The sequence below is a fragment of the Aliiglaciecola sp. NS0011-25 genome, from assembly GCF_040370605.1.
Lineage (GTDB): Bacteria > Pseudomonadota > Gammaproteobacteria > Enterobacterales > Alteromonadaceae > Aliiglaciecola > Aliiglaciecola lipolytica_A.
Genome location: NZ_BAABWR010000001.1, coordinates 290895 through 310314 on the forward strand (window position 1 = coordinate 290895; position 19420 = coordinate 310314).

Below are 19420 nucleotides of genomic sequence, written 5' to 3' on the forward strand. Positions count from 1 at the left end.
AAATATATCTAATTAGATAAAGTTATATTTTTTTAGATAGGCTGAAAATCATGAGTCGCAAAAATGTGATGTTTACCATTTTGGGAGTGGTAAAGGACCATAAGGGCCGTGGTGCCAAACGTTGGCAAACGTGGCGCCCCACCATCAGTGCAGTGATGCAAGATAATTTTCAGGTCGATAGATTAGAATTATTATACGAACCCTCGCACCTCAATTTAGCGCGGCGAATCAGCGCCGACGTTGTAGAGGTATCTCCTGCTACCGAGGTGGTATTAGTAGAAACGGCTTGGAATGATCCTTGGGATTTTGCCGATGTATACAATTGGTTATATCAACATGCCAGTCACTATGATTTTGATACCGACAAAGAAGACTATTACTTGAATATCACCACAGGTACCCACGTCAACCAAATCTGTATGTTCATGTTAAGCGAAGCGCAAATATATCCTGCGTCTAAGTTGGTTCAGGTTTCGCCAGACCCTGAAGCAGAAAATCGGGCTAAAGGTGTGATCAGTATTGTCGATTTGGACCTGTCTAAATATGCAGCCTTAGCGGCCCGCTTTTCTGAACAAGCCGCATCCGCAAGAGATTTTCTAAAAGCAGGCATTCAAACCCGCAACATTGCGTTTAACCAATTGATTGAAGAAATTGAGCAGGTAGCAATCAACGCTAAAGACCCAATGTTACTAGAAGGCCCCACAGGCGCGGGCAAAACCCAGTTGGCTAGACGTATATACGAATTAAAGGTTTCTCGAGGCGGTGTTATTGGCAGTTTAGTGGCTGTCAATTGTGCCACCCTAGTTGGTGATGGGGCCATGTCTGCTTTATTTGGGCATATCAAAGGTGCATACACTGGCGCGCAAAGTGCCCGTGATGGTTATCTGAAAAATGCCGACCAGGGTATTTTATTTTTAGATGAGATTGGCGAATTAGGGATTGATGAACAAGCCATGTTGCTGCATGCCATTGAAGAAAAACAATTTTATCCAGTAGGCAGTGATAAAGCGGTATACAGCGATTTTCAATTAATTGCAGGTACCAACTTAGATTTGCGTAGTGCTGTGGCGCAAGGTCGGTTTCGGGAAGACTTGCTTGCCAGAATTGACATTTGGAACTGGCGTTTACCCGCACTTAAACAACGTATCGAAGATTTTGAGCCAAATTTAGATTTTGAATTACGTCAGTATGCGCGGCTTAATGATGTGCATATTCGTTTTGGAAGTGAAGCAAAAAAACGTTATTTACAGTTTGCCCGCAGTGAAAAGGCCCTATGGACCGCCAACTTTCGTGATCTCAACGCCAGCGTAAAACGCATGGCGACGTTAAGCAAAGGAGGGCGAATTGATTCAGCGACTGTAGATGCGGAGATTATTCGTTTAAATCAACGATGGCATAGTGGAGCGATCACAAAACAGGTAGAGTTAAGTCGCTATCTTGACGAACATCAACTTGCTGCGATGGATATATTCGACCAGATGCAATTACAAAATGTTATACACGTTTGTTTATCATCAGAAAATTTAGCCGATGCAGGTCGTAAATTGTTTAACGTTAGCAGACAAAACAAAATAAGCAGCAACGACTCCCATAGATTACGGGTTTACTTACAAAAATTTGGATTAAGCTTTACGCAACTCAACGATAATTTGCAAACGAGTGTGTAATAAAACGCAAAAAGCACAGGTCTAGTTTAAAAGGCGCAACAATCAAGAGGTAATTAAAAAGACAATGTCATCTGAAAATACATCAAAATCGAATAATAAATTGGTCAATATAGTTCTGTTTATTATCGTCGCTACCTTTATTTACTTAGCTTATCAATGGTATCAAAGTCATTTAGGTCAGCAAGCGAAAGACAAAATTCAAATCCAGATGCTTGACTTTGATGTGGCGCTGGCGAAAGCCCAAGCCCATAATAAATTGGTGTTGGCTGACATGTCTGCGATTTGGTGCCCCACTTGTCGTAAATTAGACAGCACAATTTTTACCAATGACAGAGTCAAGGACGTAATTGATGAAAACTTCGTGTTTGCCCGGGTCGACTATGATACAGAACAAGGGCAACAATTCGCTGAACGTTACCGCGTAACTGGGTATCCGGTATTGTTAATTCTCGACTCTACGGGCGAAAAACTTACTCGTTTGCCACTCACATTCGATTCAATGGAATTTATTGGCAATTTGAACAAAGTATTGAGCGTTCAATAATAAAGTCACATAAGAAACCTCAAACATATCTTCACGGGATAAATCCCGTGCCACAACGGCTTGATTGAACAGAAGGGTCCACGAATTTAAATTCATCACTAACTTGGGGTTCAAATCAATCGTCTTTAGTCCCGCCTAGTCGCTACTAGCTTGTATCGCTGAATTCCTTTTGTTACTCCGAAGCACTGCCATTTAAGCATCTGCCAAACCAATCGATAGTGCAAAAAACAGTCAACAAGAATACCCTTGGGTCTCAAACAAAAAAGCTGCTATGTTCAATCTGGACTACAATTTTCAGTTCAATTGATGACTTTTAAAATACGCGCGCGAATAAAACAGGATTTTTTATGACCAAATTAAACACAGTATTGATAACGGGAGCATCAGAAGGGATTGGCAGGAGTTTCGCCGAAACCTTTGCCAAACACGGACACGATCTGGTTTTAGTGGCTCGTAATCAGCAAAAGTTAAATGAATTATCGATTTATTTAAATGCAAAATATGCTGTGACTTGTCATGTATATCCCACCGACTTAAGCCTTAAACATAGCGCACAAAAGTTATATGAACAGTTAATGACCGATAAAATAGAAGTCGACATTTTGGTCAATAACGCAGGCATGATGCAAATAGACCCCATTCAACAAGCGGATGTAGAAACGCTCAACAACTTAATTCAACTGAACATTCAAAGCCTAGTCAATATGACCCGCGTATTTGTTGGCCCTATGATTGCGAAGGGCGAAGGCCGAATAGTCAATGTAGGCTCTATCGCCAGCTTTATGCCGACCCCAAGTTTTAGTGCATATGGTGCAAGTAAAGCATTTGTTTTGTCGTTCAGTGAAGGGATTTCAGAAGATCTTAAAGGTACCGGCGTAACTGTGACTTGCGTGTGTCCGGGGATTACTGAAACTAAGATGTTGAGTGGCGCCCATGGCGTTGAACAGTACATCCCAAGTTTTCTAAAAGCACAACCAGATTCCCTCACCAACGACGCCTATAAAGCTATGATAAAAGGTGACGTGGTATTTCTAGATAAATTGGCCAATAAAATGTTAGTCCAGTATGCCACCCATTATCCACGCTGGATGGTACGGCGTATCAATGGCTTATTTCGTAGATTTACCCTTTAAATTTAAAGGGTACTAAAAATTTGACCTATACTTCTCGAAGTTTTAGTGAAGTATTTTGATAGGAGAAAGTTATGCAAAATCCAGTTGGTTGGTTTGAAATTTATGTCGACGACATTAAGCGTGCTAAGGCATTTTATGAAAAAGTATTTGATGTAGAGTTGGAGGCGTTAAGCGATCCTAGTGATGGCAGTGTAGAGATGCTCGCTTTCCCATCTGACATGGAAAAATATGGCGCATCAGGCGCACTCGTGAAGATGTCAGATTTTCCTGCTGGCGGAAATAGTACCTTAGTCTATTTTTCCTGTGATGACTGCGCAATAGAAGGAGCTAAAGTTGAGAGTGCCGGAGGACAGGTTCAACGGCAAAAAATGTCGATCGGTGATTACGGATTTATAGTGCTTGCGATAGATACGGAAGGCAATATGTTCGGGTTGCATTCCATGAGCTAAAACCCATGCCACATGAACTCTCCCTGTAGGCGGCTGCTTTAGCCCCGCGAGAACATACAAGATTCCATGGCCTAAAGGCCATGCTACGATATTTCTATTGTAGGCGGCGGCTTTAGCCCCGCGATAACATACAAGATTCCATGGCCTAAAGGCCATGCTACGGTATTTTTATTGTAGGCGGCTGCTTTAGCCCCGCGAAAGAAGACAAGCCTCCCATGGGCTAAAACCCATGCTACAAAAGCTGGATGAACGCCCTCCCCGTAGGCGGAGCTTTCGCTCTGCCCATAACATTGTAAAACCCATGGGCAGAAAACCCACTCATCAAAACTAATACCAATTCAGCAAAAAATATATTTATCTTAAAGATAAATTTTTTTTGTTTCACAGCCCGTTAGGAAGTTGCAATGATAACTCCACTCAAACAGAGTCAGGATGGAGCGAGTTCTATTCTGTCATGCAATGAGTAATGAATATTTAACTGGTGAGCTAAAATGAGCAAAGATTACAGACGCGAAAAAGAAGACTTTGATAATTCAGACTGGATGTATAGTAATTCTGACGCGCCGCACAAAAGTAAGCGTATGAATGATATTGAAAGGCGTAAACGAGACAGTAAAAAGTTGAGTCGAGAGCGAGATAGACAATCTCAATATCATTAAGCTAGAAAGATTAAGCAGGCCATAGGGCTTGCTTAATCGGCATATTTAAAGTATTAAACGGGTAACCTAGTCAAATTCGTGAATTTGTTGTGGATATCCGTTTCCTTAGTACTTTTTTGGAAGTTGCTAATACACGCCATTTTGGTAAAGCAGCTGACAACTTATACCTCACTCAATCTGCCGTTAGTGCCAGGATTAAATTGCTCGAAGAGTATTTTAATACAGCCTTGTTTATTCGTAATCGAAATAGTATTCAACTTACTCCAGCTGGTGAACAGCTCATTCCTTACGCGAAACAACTGTCGGCAAAACTGCTAGAGGCAAAACAAGCATTAAATCATAAAAGCGTCAGATTTTTGAGTGTGGCAACCACTCCGAATGCATTCTATTTAAGTCTTGATAAGATCCTCTGCGAGGTCGCTCATCAATTTCCTGAGATATCGCTTCGAACAGATTTAGGAAACACTGAATTGTTGTCTAGGCAACTACATGAACGCACCATAGACATGGCCTTCACCACAGAACCGCTTAAACTGGATAACGTTGAAACCAGTCAAATAGCAGAAATCCCTCTGCGTTTTTTTGCCAAACCCAATAGCCAAGATTTGGAAGAATATGTTCACATTGAGTGGAGCCATAAAGTCACAGACAATGTTTATCAACAATTCCCCCAATGCCGAAATGCACGTTTAAAAACCAGCTCTTATCAAATAGGACTTGGGCAATTAAATAGTAGTGAAAAAGGCTGTACATTATTACCTGAAACAGGAAGCTATCCCGGATTGGTAAAATTGGATATTCCTTGTGATTTTAACGTGCGTATTTATTTGAATGTGATTGAAAATAACAATATTGAAGAACTCATTGCAGTAGTTAAATTTATCACAAACTCAGTTTCTGCAATAAGCTCCTAAAGGCCGCGCCCGATGGGCTGGATGAAATCCCCTCTCTGTAGGCGGGTGCTTTAGCCTCGCAATGTGTTTGAGATATTCCATGGCCTAAAGGCCATGCTACAGGGTTTCTATTGTAGGCGGCGGCTTTAGCCCCGCGAAAAATACAAGCCTCCCATGGCCTAAAGGCCATGCTACGGATTTGAATGTGTAGGCGGCGGCTTTAGCGCCGCGAAAAAAACAAGCCCACATGGCCTAAAGGCCATGCTACGGATTTGAATGTGTAGGCGGGTGCTTTAGCGCCGCGAAAAAAACAAGCCCACATGGCCTAAAGGCCATGCTACGGTATTTTTTTGTAGGCGGGTGCTTTAGCGCCGCGAAAAAACAAGCCCACACGGCCTAAAGGCCATGCTACGGATTTGAATGTGTAGGCGGCGGCTTTAGCGCCGCGAAAAAAACAAGCCCACATGGCCTAAAGGCCATGCTACGGGTTTGAATGTGTAGGCGGGTGTGATTATACTTTTTTAGGTAATGCCGTTATTTTTGTGAAACCTTCAGATTCAAGCTCGTCGTTAACACAATTTAAAACAAACTCTTGCTTGCTCAAATCGCCAGTACCATCTTCCGCGGCGACTTCAAGACAGTATTGCAGCATATCAGCAACGGTGTCTGGATCTGCTGCTTCTTGCGCATAAGAAACACTAGCAAAAATTGCAGTTACTGCTACGCCTAATAGCCATTTATTCATTGTTTTCTCCAATTCAATTAGGGAATTTAATCAGTCTAAAAAGTGGCTGAATTTTTATCCCATTCATTGATCTTTGCCAGCAAATTAATTTGCTCGTGAAGACAATAATTTTTCGTCAATGTACTAGGCTTTTATTGTTGTATTTGGCTATGGAACGTCTATATTTCGCTCACTTTTTTAAGGCTGTTAAAATGACTTTTTCAGCGTTTAAAAAATTCACATTTAAGGCTGAAATTAACAAATGTATAAATCGTTAGTCGTCGTTGACACGTTAGATGGGTTACCACAAATTGATGCAAATATAATCGATTTTGCTCAGTATTTGGCGGATTATCCTAAAGCTGGTGAACCCAAAACCAGAGTAATCAACTTATGTAATACATCGCTTTATTTGAGCGAGGGTTACTACTGTTCGTTACTGGCTGAAGCCCGTCAACATAAGGTGTTACCCAGCGTTAACTGTATTAACGATTTAACCGCATTAAATCGGCACGAATCAGTAGAAAAATCTGGACTAACACTAGCTAAGTCTTTCCTTCCTATGCAATTTGATAAGGAAGAAGTGGAAATCTTGGTATTTTTTGGTTGGACCGAAAATGAAAGTTTCAAAAAGTTATCAAAACATGTGTTTGAACGTTATCCAGCGCCAATATTACGCCTAAAAATAAAGCCATCTGATAACTCTATTTGGGTGCAGGTATCGGTTATGGGCTGTAACGAGTTGGATGCGAAAACTTGGCCGGTGTTTATTCAGCGTTTGGAACATTACACCCAATCAACTTGGCGCAATCATTACAACAAGAAAAAATTCCGTTGGGACATGGCGATTTTAGTTAATGAACAGGAAAAAACACCTCCAAGTGACAGTAAGGCGTTGAAAAGCTTTATAAAGGCTGCTGAACAAGTGGGTATTCACGCGGAGCTAATTAACGCAAAACAAGCAACCAATATTGGTCAGTATGATGCTCTATTTATCAGAGAAACCACTGCGATCGATCACCACACCTATCGTTTAGCGCGCAAAGCTGAACAAGATGGTCTGGTAGTCATTGATGATGCGCAGTCGATTCTGCGCTGTTGCAATAAAGTGTTTTTACACGATGCATTTAGCTATAACAAAGTACCAGCTCCAAAAAGCAGTTTTGTTTCAAACGCACTTGATGAAACCTGCGAAAAGCTAGCCGCAGAATTTGGCTATCCAATCGTACTTAAGTTACCCGAAAGTTCGTTTTCAATGGGTGTGTTTAAAGTTGAGAACTTTGCCGAGCTAAAATTGAAATTAACCGAAATGTTGACTAAATCAGCGTTGGTTTTAGTCCAAGAGTACGTTTATACCGATTTCGATTGGCGTATTGGTGTGCTTAATGGCCGTGCTATTTATGCTTGCCGTTATTTTATGGCTCGCAATCACTGGCAAATATACAACCACGGTTCCAAAGCACATTTCTCTGGTGATTTTGAGACTTTGCCAACTTTCGAAGTACCCAAGCCCGTGTTAGATGCGGCGGTGAAAGCCAGTGCTATCGTTGGTAAAGGTTTATACGGAGTAGACATCAAACAGGTTAATAACCAGGTATATGTGATTGAAGTGAATGACAACCCCAGTTTGGAGTCGAAAGTGGAAGACCTTTATTTAGGTAAAGAGCTGTACATGATCATTATGCAAGAATTTGCGAATCGTCTTGAAGCGAGAGGTCGCTAAGTGAACATTATGGTATCTAAACAACAAACGATGCCAATTTTAATAAGAGCAGCAGCAAATGAAGATTTGCAGCAACTGCTCGAATTGGAAAAACAGAGTTTCGATTCTGATCGTTTAAGCCGCCGGAGTTTCAGGCATTGGCTGAAATCTCCTACATGTGTATTTATTGTGGCGGTACAAGAAAACGCGTCGGAAAAATCTCAAGCAGCGATATTGGGTTATGGACTTGTGTTGATGCGCAAAGGTACTCGCTTGTGCAGGCTATATTCGATTGCCGTATCGAAACAAGCCAAAGGAAGCGGTTTGGGCAAACGTATATTGAGTGAATTGGAAAAAGAATCTGTTGAGCGCGGAAAATTGTTTATGCGTTTAGAAGTAGCCTGTGACAATGAAACGGCGATAAACCTTTATAAATCTTTCGGTTACCGATCTTTTGGTGTTTATCGCAACTATTATCATAACAGTGTAGACGCTTTGCGTATGCAAAAGCCGATTCACCAGCGTTTAACTCAACAACGCTGGGCAAGTTACCCATGGTATCGACAAACCACGGAGTTTACTTGTGGACCTGCAGCTTTGATGATGGCGATGAATAATCTCGATTCTGAGATGAACATGAACCAATCTTTAGAGTTAGATATTTGGCGACAAGCTACCACCATTTTCATGACATCTGGTCACGGTGGTTGTCATCCTATTGGTTTAGGCATAGCAGCGATGGAACGGGATTTTGATGCCAAGGTATATGTAAATACAAAAGACACTTTGTTTCTTGATGGCGTGCGCAGTGAGCATAAAAAAAACATCATGCATGCTGTTGAAAAACGCTTTAAACAACGAGCAAAGGAAATTGGATTACCGATTCAATATAGCGCACCCAGTGTAGCAATGATCCAATCAGAATTAGCAGCAGGTTCGGTAGTGCTGAGCCTGATAAGTACCTATCAACTAGACGGTAAAAAGTCACCGCATTGGGTCACTATTACCCATGTGGATGATGACTGCTTATATTTCCATGACCCTGATCCAGATGACACCACAGAGGAAGTTGATAATCAGCAAATGGCAGATTGCCAACATATTCCGTTGGCGAAAGAAGACTTTAATAATTTGTCGGTATTTGGTAAGTCCAAATTACGTACAGCCGTTGTTATTAGTCGTGTAAATAAATAAGGAAAAAACATGACAAGCAATTTTTCATCTCAACTGATTGAAGTTATCTGCATCGCAGACACCCTTGAACTCAAGGCGATTCAAAGTCAGTTTGCTAAACACTTTGTGGTTAATCGTTACAGAGATGCGTTACATATAGATCTTCCTAAAGGTCATGTATTTATATTTGACTATGGGGTGGTTGTGACTTGGGGAATCAGTGCCGCTAAAAAGACTGATTTAATGGAAGACTTGAAGGCGTTTAATACCACAGGTCCAACTGAGCACTGGGAAGTTTACCAGTTTAATTTGGTCGATGATGCCAAGCTATCCATTTGCAATGACATCTTTACTTTAGGCGCGGCGAAAACGCACACTTTATTGGCCATAAGCCATGCTTTTGCGCAGTCACGTAAATTGGAAGTATTTGAATCTCAAGCGGAAAGTACGATTACCCATAATCGACATCTGGCAAAAGAACTTGCTACCACAGGTAATATCAAATTAAGCCGAAAAAAGCTGGCGATGCGACGAGGAGCGCTATTTCAAACTAAAAACGACATTATGTTGCGTTTTAGTTTATTGGATGTACCAGAATATTTTTGGGATTACCCTGCGACCCAAGAAGATTATTTGGCCGCAACCAAATATCTTGAACTGACTCAAAGAATTGAATTGCTCAACCTCAAGCTAGAAACTATTCATGAACTCTTTGAAATGCTGGCGGCGGAGCAAAACCATAAACATTCTTCATTTTTGGAATGGATAATCATCATCTTGATTGCGGTGGAAATTGTGCTTTTTTTCGTTCATTAACCGCAGGTTAGCGGTTAATCATAAAGGCCAAATACCTAACTGTATTTGGCCGTTTAAAGATATTTTTAGTTTAAAATTGATAGGTCATACCAACCCGAAAATTGGCATCATTATTCTCAAACCCAACGGAATCTTGAATGTCATGAGCAAGGGCGTTATCGATATTTAAGTGAGTCTGCAAATTATCAGATAACTGCCAATTTGCTGATACACCGTATTTAGCATATCCACCCAATTCAACTAATCCTGTGGGAATTGAACTATCTAAATACGCATCCCTCACATCTGCAAAAATTGAGATAGTCACGTCGTGCCACTGGGCATCTAAACTTGCACCGCCAGACCATTCAGGGCGTCTGCGCAACTGGCTTTGCTGGCCGTCAACCGTGATATCTACATAACTTACGTCAATTGACAGTTGCAGCCACTTTGTTAATTCAATATTACTGTTTAGCTCTACCCCTGAAGTTTCCACACTACTTCGATTGACTGAGGTAAATAGTTCAGCGTCAAAATCTACCAAATCAGTGAAATCATTTTCAAATAACACCAATGTAATTTGCCCCAGTTCAAAGACCCATTCCACGCCGAGTTCTTTATTGACACTGCGCTCTGGTTGCAACTCCGGATTGCCCACCAGCGGATGTGCCAAGGCAAAAAAGCTCGGCAATTTATAACCTTCGTTGTACACCGCAAACACATTTACATCATCAGAAAGATCATAATGTCCAGCGAATCGAACCGATGTTTCACTATCGAAGTTGTCAGCATCGTCATATCGCAATCCTAAATCTATAGCATAGTTATTTTGCGCATATTTCCCTTCAATAAAGGCACTTTGCGAATTCTGTTCTAATACAAAATCTACAGGTAGTTGAAATCCATAATCAAGAAAGCCAGTATTGCTGCCTTCAGCATCGCGTGCACTAACCCCAACCACAATGGTAGTTTGTTGATTTAGCTGATGATTCACAAACAATTCAATTTCAGAACGAGTGAACTGTGAATCAATAACACTAGCAGGCACACCTGATTGCACTCCTTCGGCGATACCTGGGTGATCTGATGACTCCTGACGATCCAACCAAGACAGGTTAAGATTAACAGCCAACGATGGTTCTAACTGAAGCGTATTGTTTAAGCCCACCAGCCACTGCTCGCTGTTGCGTTGTTCGGCTACCTGAGGCATTGCATAAAGCTCTCCACCGGAATCTTCAGCAAAACTCAGGTTTTCATTGTCACTGTAAGTGACTAACAGTCGGTGATTTTGTTTAGTGTTGGCAAAAGCGACTTTAAACAGACCTTGCTGACTGTTAGCCGTGGCAAAATCAGAAGCTTCCCTTTGCCTAGAAGATAGACTCGCCAACACCGAAACACCATTCGCGTAAGCATGGGAAAGATTTAAACTCCCGTTAACCTGTTTATCGCTGCCAACTTCCAAATTAATCGCTGGCGCAGCTTGCTCTCGAGTAATAATATGAATCACTCCGCTGATGGCCTCACCACCGTAGATGGCACTGATGCCACCGTGATAAACCTCAACTCGCTCGATACTTTGCGGGTTTATTTGACTAAAATCGAAACCGCCTCCACGACTATTTGTTGAGTCATTAACCGCAACACCATCAATTAGAACCAAAGTGAAATTAGATTCACCTCCACGCACAGATACAAAGGAAACACCACCAGCAACACCGTTCTCAGCAATAACGATATTGGGAATGCGATTCAGAAGGTCGAGTGTGGATGCAGGGTTGATAGCATCAATTTGCTCTCTAGATAAGCTGGAAAAACTGCCCGCTGTATTATCAGCTAGTCGCGTACCCGTAACCTGCAGTGTTTCCACATTTTGTTGGGCCAAAACCGATATTGAAGACACTGACAGGGAAAACAGCGCCGCAATGCAACAAAATCCGTACTTCAGATTCACTTGAATTATCCTTGATATTGATAGAAGAAATTAATTTAAGGGAGGCGATTCTAAATGCTTTTACTGACGCAATCACCTTTATTTATCGTTTTTATTGCGTTGTTCATCGGCCCGAATATACCTTCATTCCATGGCCTAAAGGCCATGCTACAGGGTTTTGCATTGTAGGTGGCGGCTTTAGCCCCGCAATGCGTTTGAGATATTCCATGGCCTAAAGGCCATGCTACAGGGTTTTGTATTGTAGGTGGCGGCTTTAGCTCCGCAATGTGTCTGAGATATTCCATGGCCTAAAGGCCATGCTACAGGGTTTTGTATTGTAGGTGGCGGCTTTAGCCCCGCAATGTGTTTAAGATATTCCATGGGCTGAAGCCCATGCTACAGGGTTTTGTATTGTAGGTGGCGGCTTTAGCTCCGCAATGTGTTTAAGATATTCCATGGCCTAAAGGCCATGCTACAGGGTTTTGTATTGTAGGTGGCGGCTTTAGCCCCGCAATGCGTTTGAGATATTCCATGGCCTAAAGGCCATGCTACGGGGTTTTGTATTGTAGGTGGCGGCTTTAGCTCCGCAATGTGTCTGAGATATTCCATGGCCTAAAGGCCATGCTACAGGGTTTTGCATTGTAGGTGGCGGCTTTAGCCCCGCAATGTGTTTAAGATATTCCATGGGCTGAAGCCCATGCTACAGGGTTTTGTATTGTAGGCGGCGGCTTTAGTCCCGCAATGTGTTTGAGATATTCCATGGCCTAAAGGCCATGCTACAGGGTTTTGTATTGTAGGTGGCGGCTTTAGCTCCGCAATATGTTTGAGATATTCCATGGCCTAAAGGCCATGCTACAGGGTTTTGTATTGTAGGTGGCGGCTTTAGTCCCGCAATGCGTTTGAGATATTCCATGGCCTAAAGGCCATGCTACAGGGTTTTGTATTGTAGGTGGCGGCTTTAGCTTCGCAATATGTTTGAGATATTCCATGGCCTAAAGGCCATGCTACACAGACGTCGGCACAATATTCAGGATTGGGCGGTGCGATACTCGCTAATTGATTCTTTTAAGACTTGTGCAGCGGATTGTAAGAATAAGCAGGCTAAAGCTAGACCGATCACGATATCTGGCCAACCGGAGCTAGTTAACCAAACCCCAACACCAGCAAAAATAACTGAAATATTGGCGATAATGTCATTGCGTGAACATAACCATACCGAACTCATATTAATGTCTTCCGCGCGGTGTTTCCAAAGCAATGCCAAACATACACCATTGGCTAATAAGGCGATGAAACCAAACAGGCTGATTGTTTCATATGTGGGTGAATGAGGAACTATGATACTGTAAATTGCTTGGGCTAAAACAAATAAACCAAATACAGCCATAATCGAGCCTTTAAACATGGCGGATATAGCTTTCATTTTTGCCCCACGAGCAATCACATAAATGCTAAAAATGTAAACCATTGCATCGCCCAGCATATCTAAAGAATCTGCAATTAACGACACTGAATTTGCCATCAACCCAGCAGTCAATTCCACAACAAACATGATCGCATTGATAGCCAGAACTATCTTTAACGTCTTACCTTGTTTATCCCTGAGCGCTTCTATTTCACAGGATTTTTCACTGCAGCAATTGGCCATTTTATCCCCTGTCAGTTTATTAGATGCTAAGTCGGCTATTTTGAGGGACATGGCGCTATCAAGCAACCCCAAATAGTCGTTAGCGTCTTAAACTACAAACGCTGTGCTTTAATTTCCTTAGCACAATAATCCACAGCCCTAGCAGTTAACGCCATAAAGGTGAGTGATGGATTAACCACACCTGAAGAGCAATATGCCGAACCATCGGTGACAAATAAATTAGGAATATCATGACTTTGGCAATATTGATTTAATACAGAGGTTTTCGGATCTCGTCCCATTCTCGCGGTGCCAACTTCATGAATAGCAATACCTGGAGCACGGTGGGGTAAATCATAGCTAGTGCCGCTTTTGACATTAGTACATCCACCAACCCGTAACATTTCAGCGCCCATTTCGGCGGCGTCATCCATCATAGCTTTTTCATTTTCTCGATATTGCACGTTAAAGTTAATTAGTGGCATCCCCCACTTATCTTTTTTACTTGGGTGTAATGACATTTGATTATCAAAATGTGGCAACATTTCCCCTTGCGCAGAAAAATCAACGCCCCATTTACCCGGTTGAGTTAACTGATCTTTAAACTCACTGCCGATGCCATCTTGTTGGCTTTTGCCACGCCAATCAGCGCGATAGGTATTAATGCCATAGGCGAACCCGCGCAAATAGCCCTTACGGTATAACTCAGGTCTGGTTTGGAAATTTGGCATATAACAAGATGAAGGCCGTCGGCCTTTATAATACTCGTCCTCAAAACCTTCAATATCCCCAGTGGCGCGGGCATTATAGTTATGATCCATTAAGTAGTGGCCTAACACACCTGACGAATTAGCAATACCATTAGGAAATTTCTTAGAAGTAGAATTGAGCATAATTTGGGTACTACCAATGGTACTTGCACACAAAAACACCACATCGGCGAAGTACTCACGGGTAGACAGATCATCGTTGTCGATCACTCTAACCCCAACAACACGATTGCGTTTTTCATCATATATTAAGCTATGTACAACACTATTTGCGGCAATACTCAAATTATTGGTTTTTGCTGCTGCTGGCAAAGTTGAGCTTTGTGTCGAGAAATAGGCCCCAAACGAACAGCCTTTTTGGCATTCATTACGGGTCTGACATTGCACTCGCCCCTGAGATAGATGCAAAGTAGTGGGTTTGGTCAGGTGAGCCGTTCGTCCCATTATTAAATTACGTCCGGGAAAGGCCTTCTCTATTGCTGCTTTCAACGCTTTTTCTGGGCCCGTCATAGCAAAGGGCGGTAAAAATTCACCATCGGGTAGGTTAGACAAATTCTCTTTGCTACCACTGATGCCAGCAAAGGTTTCAACATAAGAATACCAATCTGCAATATCTTGATATCGAATCGGCCAATCATTACCAACCCCATCACGTTTGTTAGCTAAAAAATCGTCTTCGCACATGCGATAACTTTGCCGATGCCACAACAAAGATTTACCGCCTAATTGATTTGCCCGTATCCAGCGAAAATCAGTACCATCAGCTGTTTCATAGGGGAGATCGCGGTCATTGCCAAAAAATTGTTTAGTACCATCGTGAAATGCATAACAATCTTTTTGAATTTTGTATTGTTGTTCAATTAGCAGATTATCTACTTTGCTACGATTTTCATAATCCCAAACCGGCTTACCTTCAGCGACATAATCTTTGCGGTGTTCAACCACTCGGCCACGTTCGATCATCAGAGTTTTGAAACCCCGTTCACAAAACTCTTTCGCTGCCCAACCACCGGTAATCCCAGAACCCACAACCAATACATCAAATTTTTCATTTTGTTGTTTTATATAAATATCTTTATTCACGTCATTTCCTAGCGATTTTTTTGTTCGAACAAAAAACTATGTCAGTATCAAACTAGCTCAATAATAAGCAAAACTGCCCCACGATTTGTCATCCTCTTTTAAAGGAATAACACTAAAACCGCCTGGCACAGGGTCGTATCGAAGAATTTTGCTTGCACCTTCTTCTGATGTGAAATAGCCAAATATAATCAGTGACTTAAGAAACTTAAACTGATTTTTTTGTGGTAGGGAAAAGCCTTGCATGGCTTCAATAGCTTGTAATAATTCAGCTTGCTTTTGAGCATCAATTTGACTGAATGATTGCTTAAAATTTGCCATTGAATATTGGTCTATTTGGGTAATAATATCCAAGCACACTTGCTGCTCTTTTTCACTGTGACAGCGAAATAGTTGGTGGTCGACAAATCCGTGGCAATCTAAATCTGCACCGCTAGGAGTGTCAGTTCGCGGTAAAATCGTGTTAACGATATGCTTTAATGTCAGCATGGTGGGTTTATCAAACAACACTCCTGCAGCGTCTAAATCCCCAGTTCTAATCTGAAATCCCATTGCCACGTTAAGATTCGAGCCATATACCAGAGCAGTGGCCGTGGTCAGTCCCATTGCACGGACAAGGTGCTGCACAAACTTGCGTCTTTGTGGTTGGCTTAGTTTAGTTGGTTTCATCGGAGGCTCCCGCTTCGTTATTGATTGCGATTTTTTCGTTTTTGAATGCCAGCATAAATAGTAAAAATACCGCTAATGCGAATACCGCTGGGAATAACCAAATATTGAACCAGTCGTGGCCAATGTCAGTAGCATACGAATCGGCTATTTTGCCAGCTATCCAGAAGCCAACTAACATACCAATCCCATAGGTTGCTAAGGTAATTAGACCTTGTGCCGCATTTTTCACTTTAGCTCCGGCTTTGGAGTCTGTGTATATTTGTCCAGAAACAAAGAAAAAATCATAACAAACACCGTGTAACGCAATACCGACTAAGAGTAAGGCAATTCCACTGTCGGCATCTCCATAGGCAAATAACACATAGCGTAAAACCCATGCCAGCATACCGATCAATAAAGTAATTTTAATACCGAAGCGGTTTAAAAAGACCGGTAGTATTAGCATAAATACGACTTCGGAAACCTGTCCTAGCGTCATTTTCCCGGTCGCATTCGCGACCCCAATTTCAGTCAAAAATGGGTTGGCATTTTGATAATAAAAAGCCAAAGGTATGCAAATTAAAATAGAAGATATAAAGAACACTAAAAAGTTTTTATCTTTCAATAATGCGAGGGCATCAAGTCCCAAGATCTCTTTCAATCCCATTCGTTCACCAGCACTTTTCGGTGGCGTTTTCGGTAGCATGAAACTAAACAGCCCCAAAACTAGAGATGCCGCTGCGCACAATAAAAATGTATTGCCGAGCATTCCTTGTTGAATTGCTTCTTTTCCATCCCAAGCAAATAAATAACTAATCGATAAACCAGCCACAATCCACCCTATAGTGCCCCACACCCTAATTTTGCCAAACTGTTTTGACGGGTCACGCATTTGCGAAAACGCCACCGAATTAACTAAGGCTAAGGTCGGCATATAAACAATCATGTAACCTAAAACAAATGGATAAAAAGCTGCAAAATCAGGGGCTTGATAAAGGCAATACATCAGCACAGCACCGATTAAATGCAGCACCCCTAGAATTCTTTCGGCATTGAAATAACGATCAGCAATCAGACCTATGATAAATGGGGCGATAATAGCTCCCCATGATTGCGTCGAAAAGGCCATACCAATCTCACTACCCGAGGCAGACAAGTTATTGGCCAAAAACGTCCCTAAAGTGACAAACCAGCCTCCCCAGATGAAAAACTGTAAAAACATCATTAAACTTAGGCGCAGAGTTACATTATTCATTTTTCTTATTACTCCTATGATCAAACCAACAACGATTCGTTGACCACTATTTCAATTTTACTTTAGAGCCCCAAAATACGGCGATTCAATTCATCGTCTTTGCCGCTACCCGCAAAGTCATCAAATGCTTTTTCAGTGGGACGAATAAGATGTTCAGCAATAAATTTTGCACCTTCTGCTGCACCGTCTTCTGGATGCTTAATACAACATTCCCATTCCATGACTGCCCAACCATCAAAACCGTATTGCGTCAATTTGCTAAATATTGCTTTAAAATCAATTTGACCATCGCCCAATGAACGAAATCGCCCGGGTCTATCCAGCCAGCCTTGATAGCCGCCATACACGCCAGAGCGGCCAGATGGTCTAAACTCTGCGTCTTTGACATGAAATGCTTTGATTCGCTTGTGATACAAATCGATAAATGCTAAATAATCTAGTTGTTGCAGAATAAAGTGGCTTGGATCGTATAAGATATTAGCCCGAGGATGATGATTAGTGGCCTCTAAAAACATTTCGAAAGAAGCGCCATCATGCAGATCTTCACCAGGATGCAACTCGTAACACAGATCCACGCCGGCCTCATCAAAGGCATCCAGAATCGGCAACCATCGACTCGCCAACTCTGCAAATCCACGTTCGACTAATCCTGCAGGTCGTTGCGGCCATGGATACATGGTGTGCCATAATAAAGCACCGGAAAAACTAGCGTGAGACGTCAACCCTAAGTTAGCACTCGCCTTCGCTGCCCACAGCATCTGCTGTACCGCCCACTTTTGACGTGCGGCTGGATTGTTTTTCACCTCATCCGGGGCAAAGCCATCAAACATTTCATCGTAAGCAGGATTAACGGCAACCAACTGACCTTGTAAATGAGTTGATAACTCACTAATTACCATGCCATGTTTGGCAACGGTCGCTTCAATATCTGCACAGTAAGTCTGATTCATCGCTGCTTGCTGTAAATCAAAAATGCGCCCATCCCAAGTGGGTATCTGAATCGCTTTAAAACCTAACGATGATGCCCATTGACAAATATCATCTAAATTATTAAACGGCGACTCATCGGCGGCAAACTGCGCTAAAAAAATACCGGGGCCTTTAATCTGTTTCATTGTCTGTTTCCTTAAAGTTGGATATCGGCAAGTAAAAAGGGATGCCACTTTTGCGAAGACTTGCTGGCTGCAACGGTATTTTCAATAAATGCCATTCCTCGAATTGCTTCATTTATGCCTGGCGCTTGAACCGAAATATCCGTCTGCTTTGATACATCAAAGTCGCGAATCTGTTGTGCAAATTGACCATATAGATTAGCGAAAGCTTCAATATACCCCTCAGGGTGCCCCGCAGGAGTACGCAGACTTTGCGCAGTTGCAGGAGCACACTCCCCAACTCCGGCACGAATCATCTGGCTAGGTTTATCGTTAAACTTCATCCAAAGGGTATTGGGTTCCATCTGTTGCCACTGCAGGCTAGCTTTTGTTCCGTAGATACGAATATTCAAATTATTTTCTTCACCTACTGATATTTGGCTTGATAGTAAAACTCCCTTTGCGCCATTGTTGAAACGCAATAACACGGTACCGTCATCATCGAGTTGTCTGCCGTCGACAACAGGCTCCAAATCCGCACATAATTTGACAATTTCTAAACCGCTAATAGTTTCTGCTAAATTTGCCGCGTGTACACCGATGTCGCCCATACAACAACTCACCCCAGCGCGCTTAGGATCTAAACGCCAACAGGCTTGTTTGCTATCTTCATCATCTTTGTTGGCTAACCAACCCTGAGTGTACTCAACCACTATTTTAGTAATGTCGCCAAGCTCGCCATTAGCTACCCGTGCAGTTGCTTCTTTAACCATTGGATAACCGGTGTAGGTGTGGGTCAATCCATACAGACAACCTGACTTTTCAATAATGCCTTTCAATTCAATTGCTTCATTCAGGGTGAAGGTTGCGGGTTTATCACTGAGTACGTGAAAACCTGCCTCAAATGCAGCTTTAGCTACTGGAAAATGCAAGTGATTCGGCGTAACTATAGAAACAAACTGCATCCTCTGGGGTTCTGGCAGTCTCGCCTCCTCTGTAAACATAGTGTTAAAATCCGCATAACAACGAGTGGCAGGAATATTCAACATTTCAGCAGTATCTAAAGCATTTTGATAATCGGAACTAAACGCCCCACAGACCAACTCGATCTCTCCGTCTAGATTTGCGGCAGCACGGTGGATAGCACCAATAAATGCGCCCTTACCTCCGCCAACCATACCCATTCGAATTTTACTCGATGACCTTGTGTTCTCCATGAATTCCTCACCCTCGCATAAGCATTAACATTTCGTTATCAAGTATAGGCAATCAGGCAAGCT

At 42.2% G+C, this 19420-nt stretch carries 17 protein-coding genes; 9 read left to right on the top strand and 8 right to left on the bottom strand.

The window, feature by feature from the left end:
* The first annotated feature begins 50 nt into the window (after positions 1 to 50).
* The 6 genes from rtcR to ABWV72_RS01350 all read left to right on the top strand — a co-directional run bounded on the left by rtcR (position 51) and on the right by ABWV72_RS01350 (position 5366).
* Positions 51 to 1667 carry an RNA repair transcriptional activator RtcR gene (rtcR, locus tag ABWV72_RS01325; protein ID WP_353368382.1) on the top strand — a complete coding sequence of 539 codons (1617 nt, stop codon included), beginning with the start codon at positions 51 to 53 and terminating at the stop codon, positions 1665 to 1667.
* Positions 1668 to 1731: 64 nt separating this feature from the next.
* Positions 1732 to 2211, top strand: coding sequence for a thioredoxin family protein (locus ABWV72_RS01330; protein ID WP_353368383.1), 480 nt, complete (start codon positions 1732 to 1734; stop codon positions 2209 to 2211).
* 347 nt (positions 2212 to 2558) lie between these two features.
* Entirely contained in the window at positions 2559 to 3344 is a 786-nt protein-coding gene (locus ABWV72_RS01335; RefSeq protein WP_353368384.1) for an SDR family NAD(P)-dependent oxidoreductase, read from the top strand.
* 71 nt (positions 3345 to 3415) lie between these two features.
* Positions 3416 to 3793, top strand: a complete 378-nt coding sequence (locus tag ABWV72_RS01340) for a VOC family protein (protein WP_342805486.1) — start codon at positions 3416 to 3418, stop codon at positions 3791 to 3793.
* 491 nt (positions 3794 to 4284) lie between these two features.
* Positions 4285 to 4452 carry a hypothetical protein gene (locus ABWV72_RS01345; protein WP_216048731.1) on the top strand — a complete coding sequence of 56 codons (168 nt, stop codon included), beginning with the start codon at positions 4285 to 4287 and terminating at the stop codon, positions 4450 to 4452.
* A gap of 89 nt (positions 4453 to 4541) precedes the next feature.
* The gene (locus tag ABWV72_RS01350; RefSeq protein ID WP_342805488.1) at positions 4542 to 5366 is read left to right on the top strand and encodes a LysR family transcriptional regulator; all 825 of its coding nucleotides are present in this window, start codon (positions 4542 to 4544) and stop codon (positions 5364 to 5366) included.
* Between the two features lie 490 nt (positions 5367 to 5856).
* On the opposite strand, the gene ABWV72_RS01355 is transcribed toward ABWV72_RS01350, so the two are convergent.
* Complete coding sequence (locus tag ABWV72_RS01355) at positions 5857 to 6090, bottom strand: hypothetical protein (protein ID WP_342805490.1); 234 nt, start codon at positions 6088 to 6090, stop codon at positions 5857 to 5859.
* 241 nt (positions 6091 to 6331) lie between these two features.
* Here ABWV72_RS01355 and ABWV72_RS01360 point away from each other — a divergent pair, with 241 nt between their 5' ends.
* The 3 genes from ABWV72_RS01360 to ABWV72_RS01370 are packed head-to-tail and all read left to right on the top strand — an operon-like array spanning position 6332 to position 9760.
* Positions 6332 to 7792: a RimK family ATP-grasp domain-containing protein gene (locus ABWV72_RS01360; protein WP_216048728.1), complete on the top strand. Its 1461-nt coding sequence runs from the start codon at positions 6332 to 6334 to the stop codon at positions 7790 to 7792.
* A gap of 9 nt (positions 7793 to 7801) precedes the next feature.
* Positions 7802 to 8965 (top strand): peptidase C39 family protein, encoded by a 1164-nt coding sequence (locus ABWV72_RS01365; RefSeq protein WP_353368385.1) that lies wholly within the window; start codon positions 7802 to 7804, stop codon positions 8963 to 8965.
* A 9-nt stretch (positions 8966 to 8974) separates the two neighbouring features.
* Positions 8975 to 9760: an RMD1 family protein gene (locus tag ABWV72_RS01370; protein WP_303501825.1), complete on the top strand. Its 786-nt coding sequence runs from the start codon at positions 8975 to 8977 to the stop codon at positions 9758 to 9760.
* A gap of 70 nt (positions 9761 to 9830) precedes the next feature.
* Here the strand turns inward: ABWV72_RS01370 and ABWV72_RS01375 are convergent, their stop codons facing one another.
* From ABWV72_RS01375 to ABWV72_RS01405, 7 genes are all read right to left on the bottom strand, one after another.
* Complete coding sequence (locus ABWV72_RS01375; protein WP_216048725.1) at positions 9831 to 11690, bottom strand: TonB-dependent receptor plug domain-containing protein; 1860 nt, start codon at positions 11688 to 11690, stop codon at positions 9831 to 9833.
* 1006 nt (positions 11691 to 12696) lie between these two features.
* On the bottom strand, positions 12697 to 13368 hold the full coding sequence (locus ABWV72_RS01380) for a cation efflux transmembrane domain-containing protein (protein WP_353368386.1): 672 nt from the start codon (positions 13366 to 13368) through the stop codon (positions 12697 to 12699).
* 41 nt (positions 13369 to 13409) lie between these two features.
* Positions 13410 to 15149 (bottom strand): GMC oxidoreductase, encoded by a 1740-nt coding sequence (locus ABWV72_RS01385; protein ID WP_353368387.1) that lies wholly within the window; start codon positions 15147 to 15149, stop codon positions 13410 to 13412.
* Between the two features lie 57 nt (positions 15150 to 15206).
* Positions 15207 to 15815: a gluconate 2-dehydrogenase subunit 3 family protein gene (locus ABWV72_RS01390; protein WP_353368388.1), complete on the bottom strand. Its 609-nt coding sequence runs from the start codon at positions 15813 to 15815 to the stop codon at positions 15207 to 15209.
* Positions 15802 to 17049: a nucleoside permease gene (locus ABWV72_RS01395; RefSeq protein WP_216048721.1), complete on the bottom strand. Its 1248-nt coding sequence runs from the start codon at positions 17047 to 17049 to the stop codon at positions 15802 to 15804. The genes ABWV72_RS01390 and ABWV72_RS01395 overlap by 14 nt, the downstream gene beginning before the upstream one ends.
* A 62-nt stretch (positions 17050 to 17111) precedes the next feature.
* On the bottom strand, positions 17112 to 18164 hold the full coding sequence (locus tag ABWV72_RS01400) for a sugar phosphate isomerase/epimerase family protein (protein ID WP_353368389.1): 1053 nt from the start codon (positions 18162 to 18164) through the stop codon (positions 17112 to 17114).
* An 11-nt stretch (positions 18165 to 18175) separates the two neighbouring features.
* Positions 18176 to 19357 (bottom strand): Gfo/Idh/MocA family protein, encoded by a 1182-nt coding sequence (locus ABWV72_RS01405; RefSeq protein WP_353368390.1) that lies wholly within the window; start codon positions 19355 to 19357, stop codon positions 18176 to 18178.
* Positions 19358 to 19420: the final 63 nt, after the last annotated feature.

Excerpts from the sequence above, each read along its gene's own strand:
- ABWV72_RS01395 (WP_216048721.1), bottom strand. The coding sequence starts at position 17,049 with ATGAATAATGTAACTCTGCGCCTAAGTTTAATGATGTTTTTACAGTTT.
- ABWV72_RS01335 (WP_353368384.1), top strand. The coding sequence starts at position 2,559 with ATGACCAAATTAAACACAGTATTGATAACGGGAGCATCAGAAGGGATT.
- ABWV72_RS01360 (WP_216048728.1), top strand. The coding sequence starts at position 6,332 with ATGTATAAATCGTTAGTCGTCGTTGACACGTTAGATGGGTTACCACAA.
- ABWV72_RS01355 (WP_342805490.1), bottom strand. The coding sequence starts at position 6,090 with ATGAATAAATGGCTATTAGGCGTAGCAGTAACTGCAATTTTTGCTAGT.
- ABWV72_RS01390 (WP_353368388.1), bottom strand. The coding sequence starts at position 15,815 with ATGAAACCAACTAAACTAAGCCAACCACAAAGACGCAAGTTTGTGCAG.
- ABWV72_RS01380 (WP_353368386.1), bottom strand. The coding sequence starts at position 13,368 with ATGTCCCTCAAAATAGCCGACTTAGCATCTAATAAACTGACAGGGGAT.
- rtcR (WP_353368382.1), top strand. The coding sequence starts at position 51 with ATGAGTCGCAAAAATGTGATGTTTACCATTTTGGGAGTGGTAAAGGAC.
- ABWV72_RS01345 (WP_216048731.1), top strand. The coding sequence starts at position 4,285 with ATGAGCAAAGATTACAGACGCGAAAAAGAAGACTTTGATAATTCAGAC.
- ABWV72_RS01370 (WP_303501825.1), top strand. The coding sequence starts at position 8,975 with ATGACAAGCAATTTTTCATCTCAACTGATTGAAGTTATCTGCATCGCA.
- ABWV72_RS01340 (WP_342805486.1), top strand. The coding sequence starts at position 3,416 with ATGCAAAATCCAGTTGGTTGGTTTGAAATTTATGTCGACGACATTAAG.
- ABWV72_RS01400 (WP_353368389.1), bottom strand. The coding sequence starts at position 18,164 with ATGAAACAGATTAAAGGCCCCGGTATTTTTTTAGCGCAGTTTGCCGCC.
- ABWV72_RS01330 (WP_353368383.1), top strand. The coding sequence starts at position 1,732 with ATGTCATCTGAAAATACATCAAAATCGAATAATAAATTGGTCAATATA.
- ABWV72_RS01405 (WP_353368390.1), bottom strand. The coding sequence starts at position 19,357 with ATGGAGAACACAAGGTCATCGAGTAAAATTCGAATGGGTATGGTTGGC.
- ABWV72_RS01365 (WP_353368385.1), top strand. The coding sequence starts at position 7,802 with ATGGTATCTAAACAACAAACGATGCCAATTTTAATAAGAGCAGCAGCA.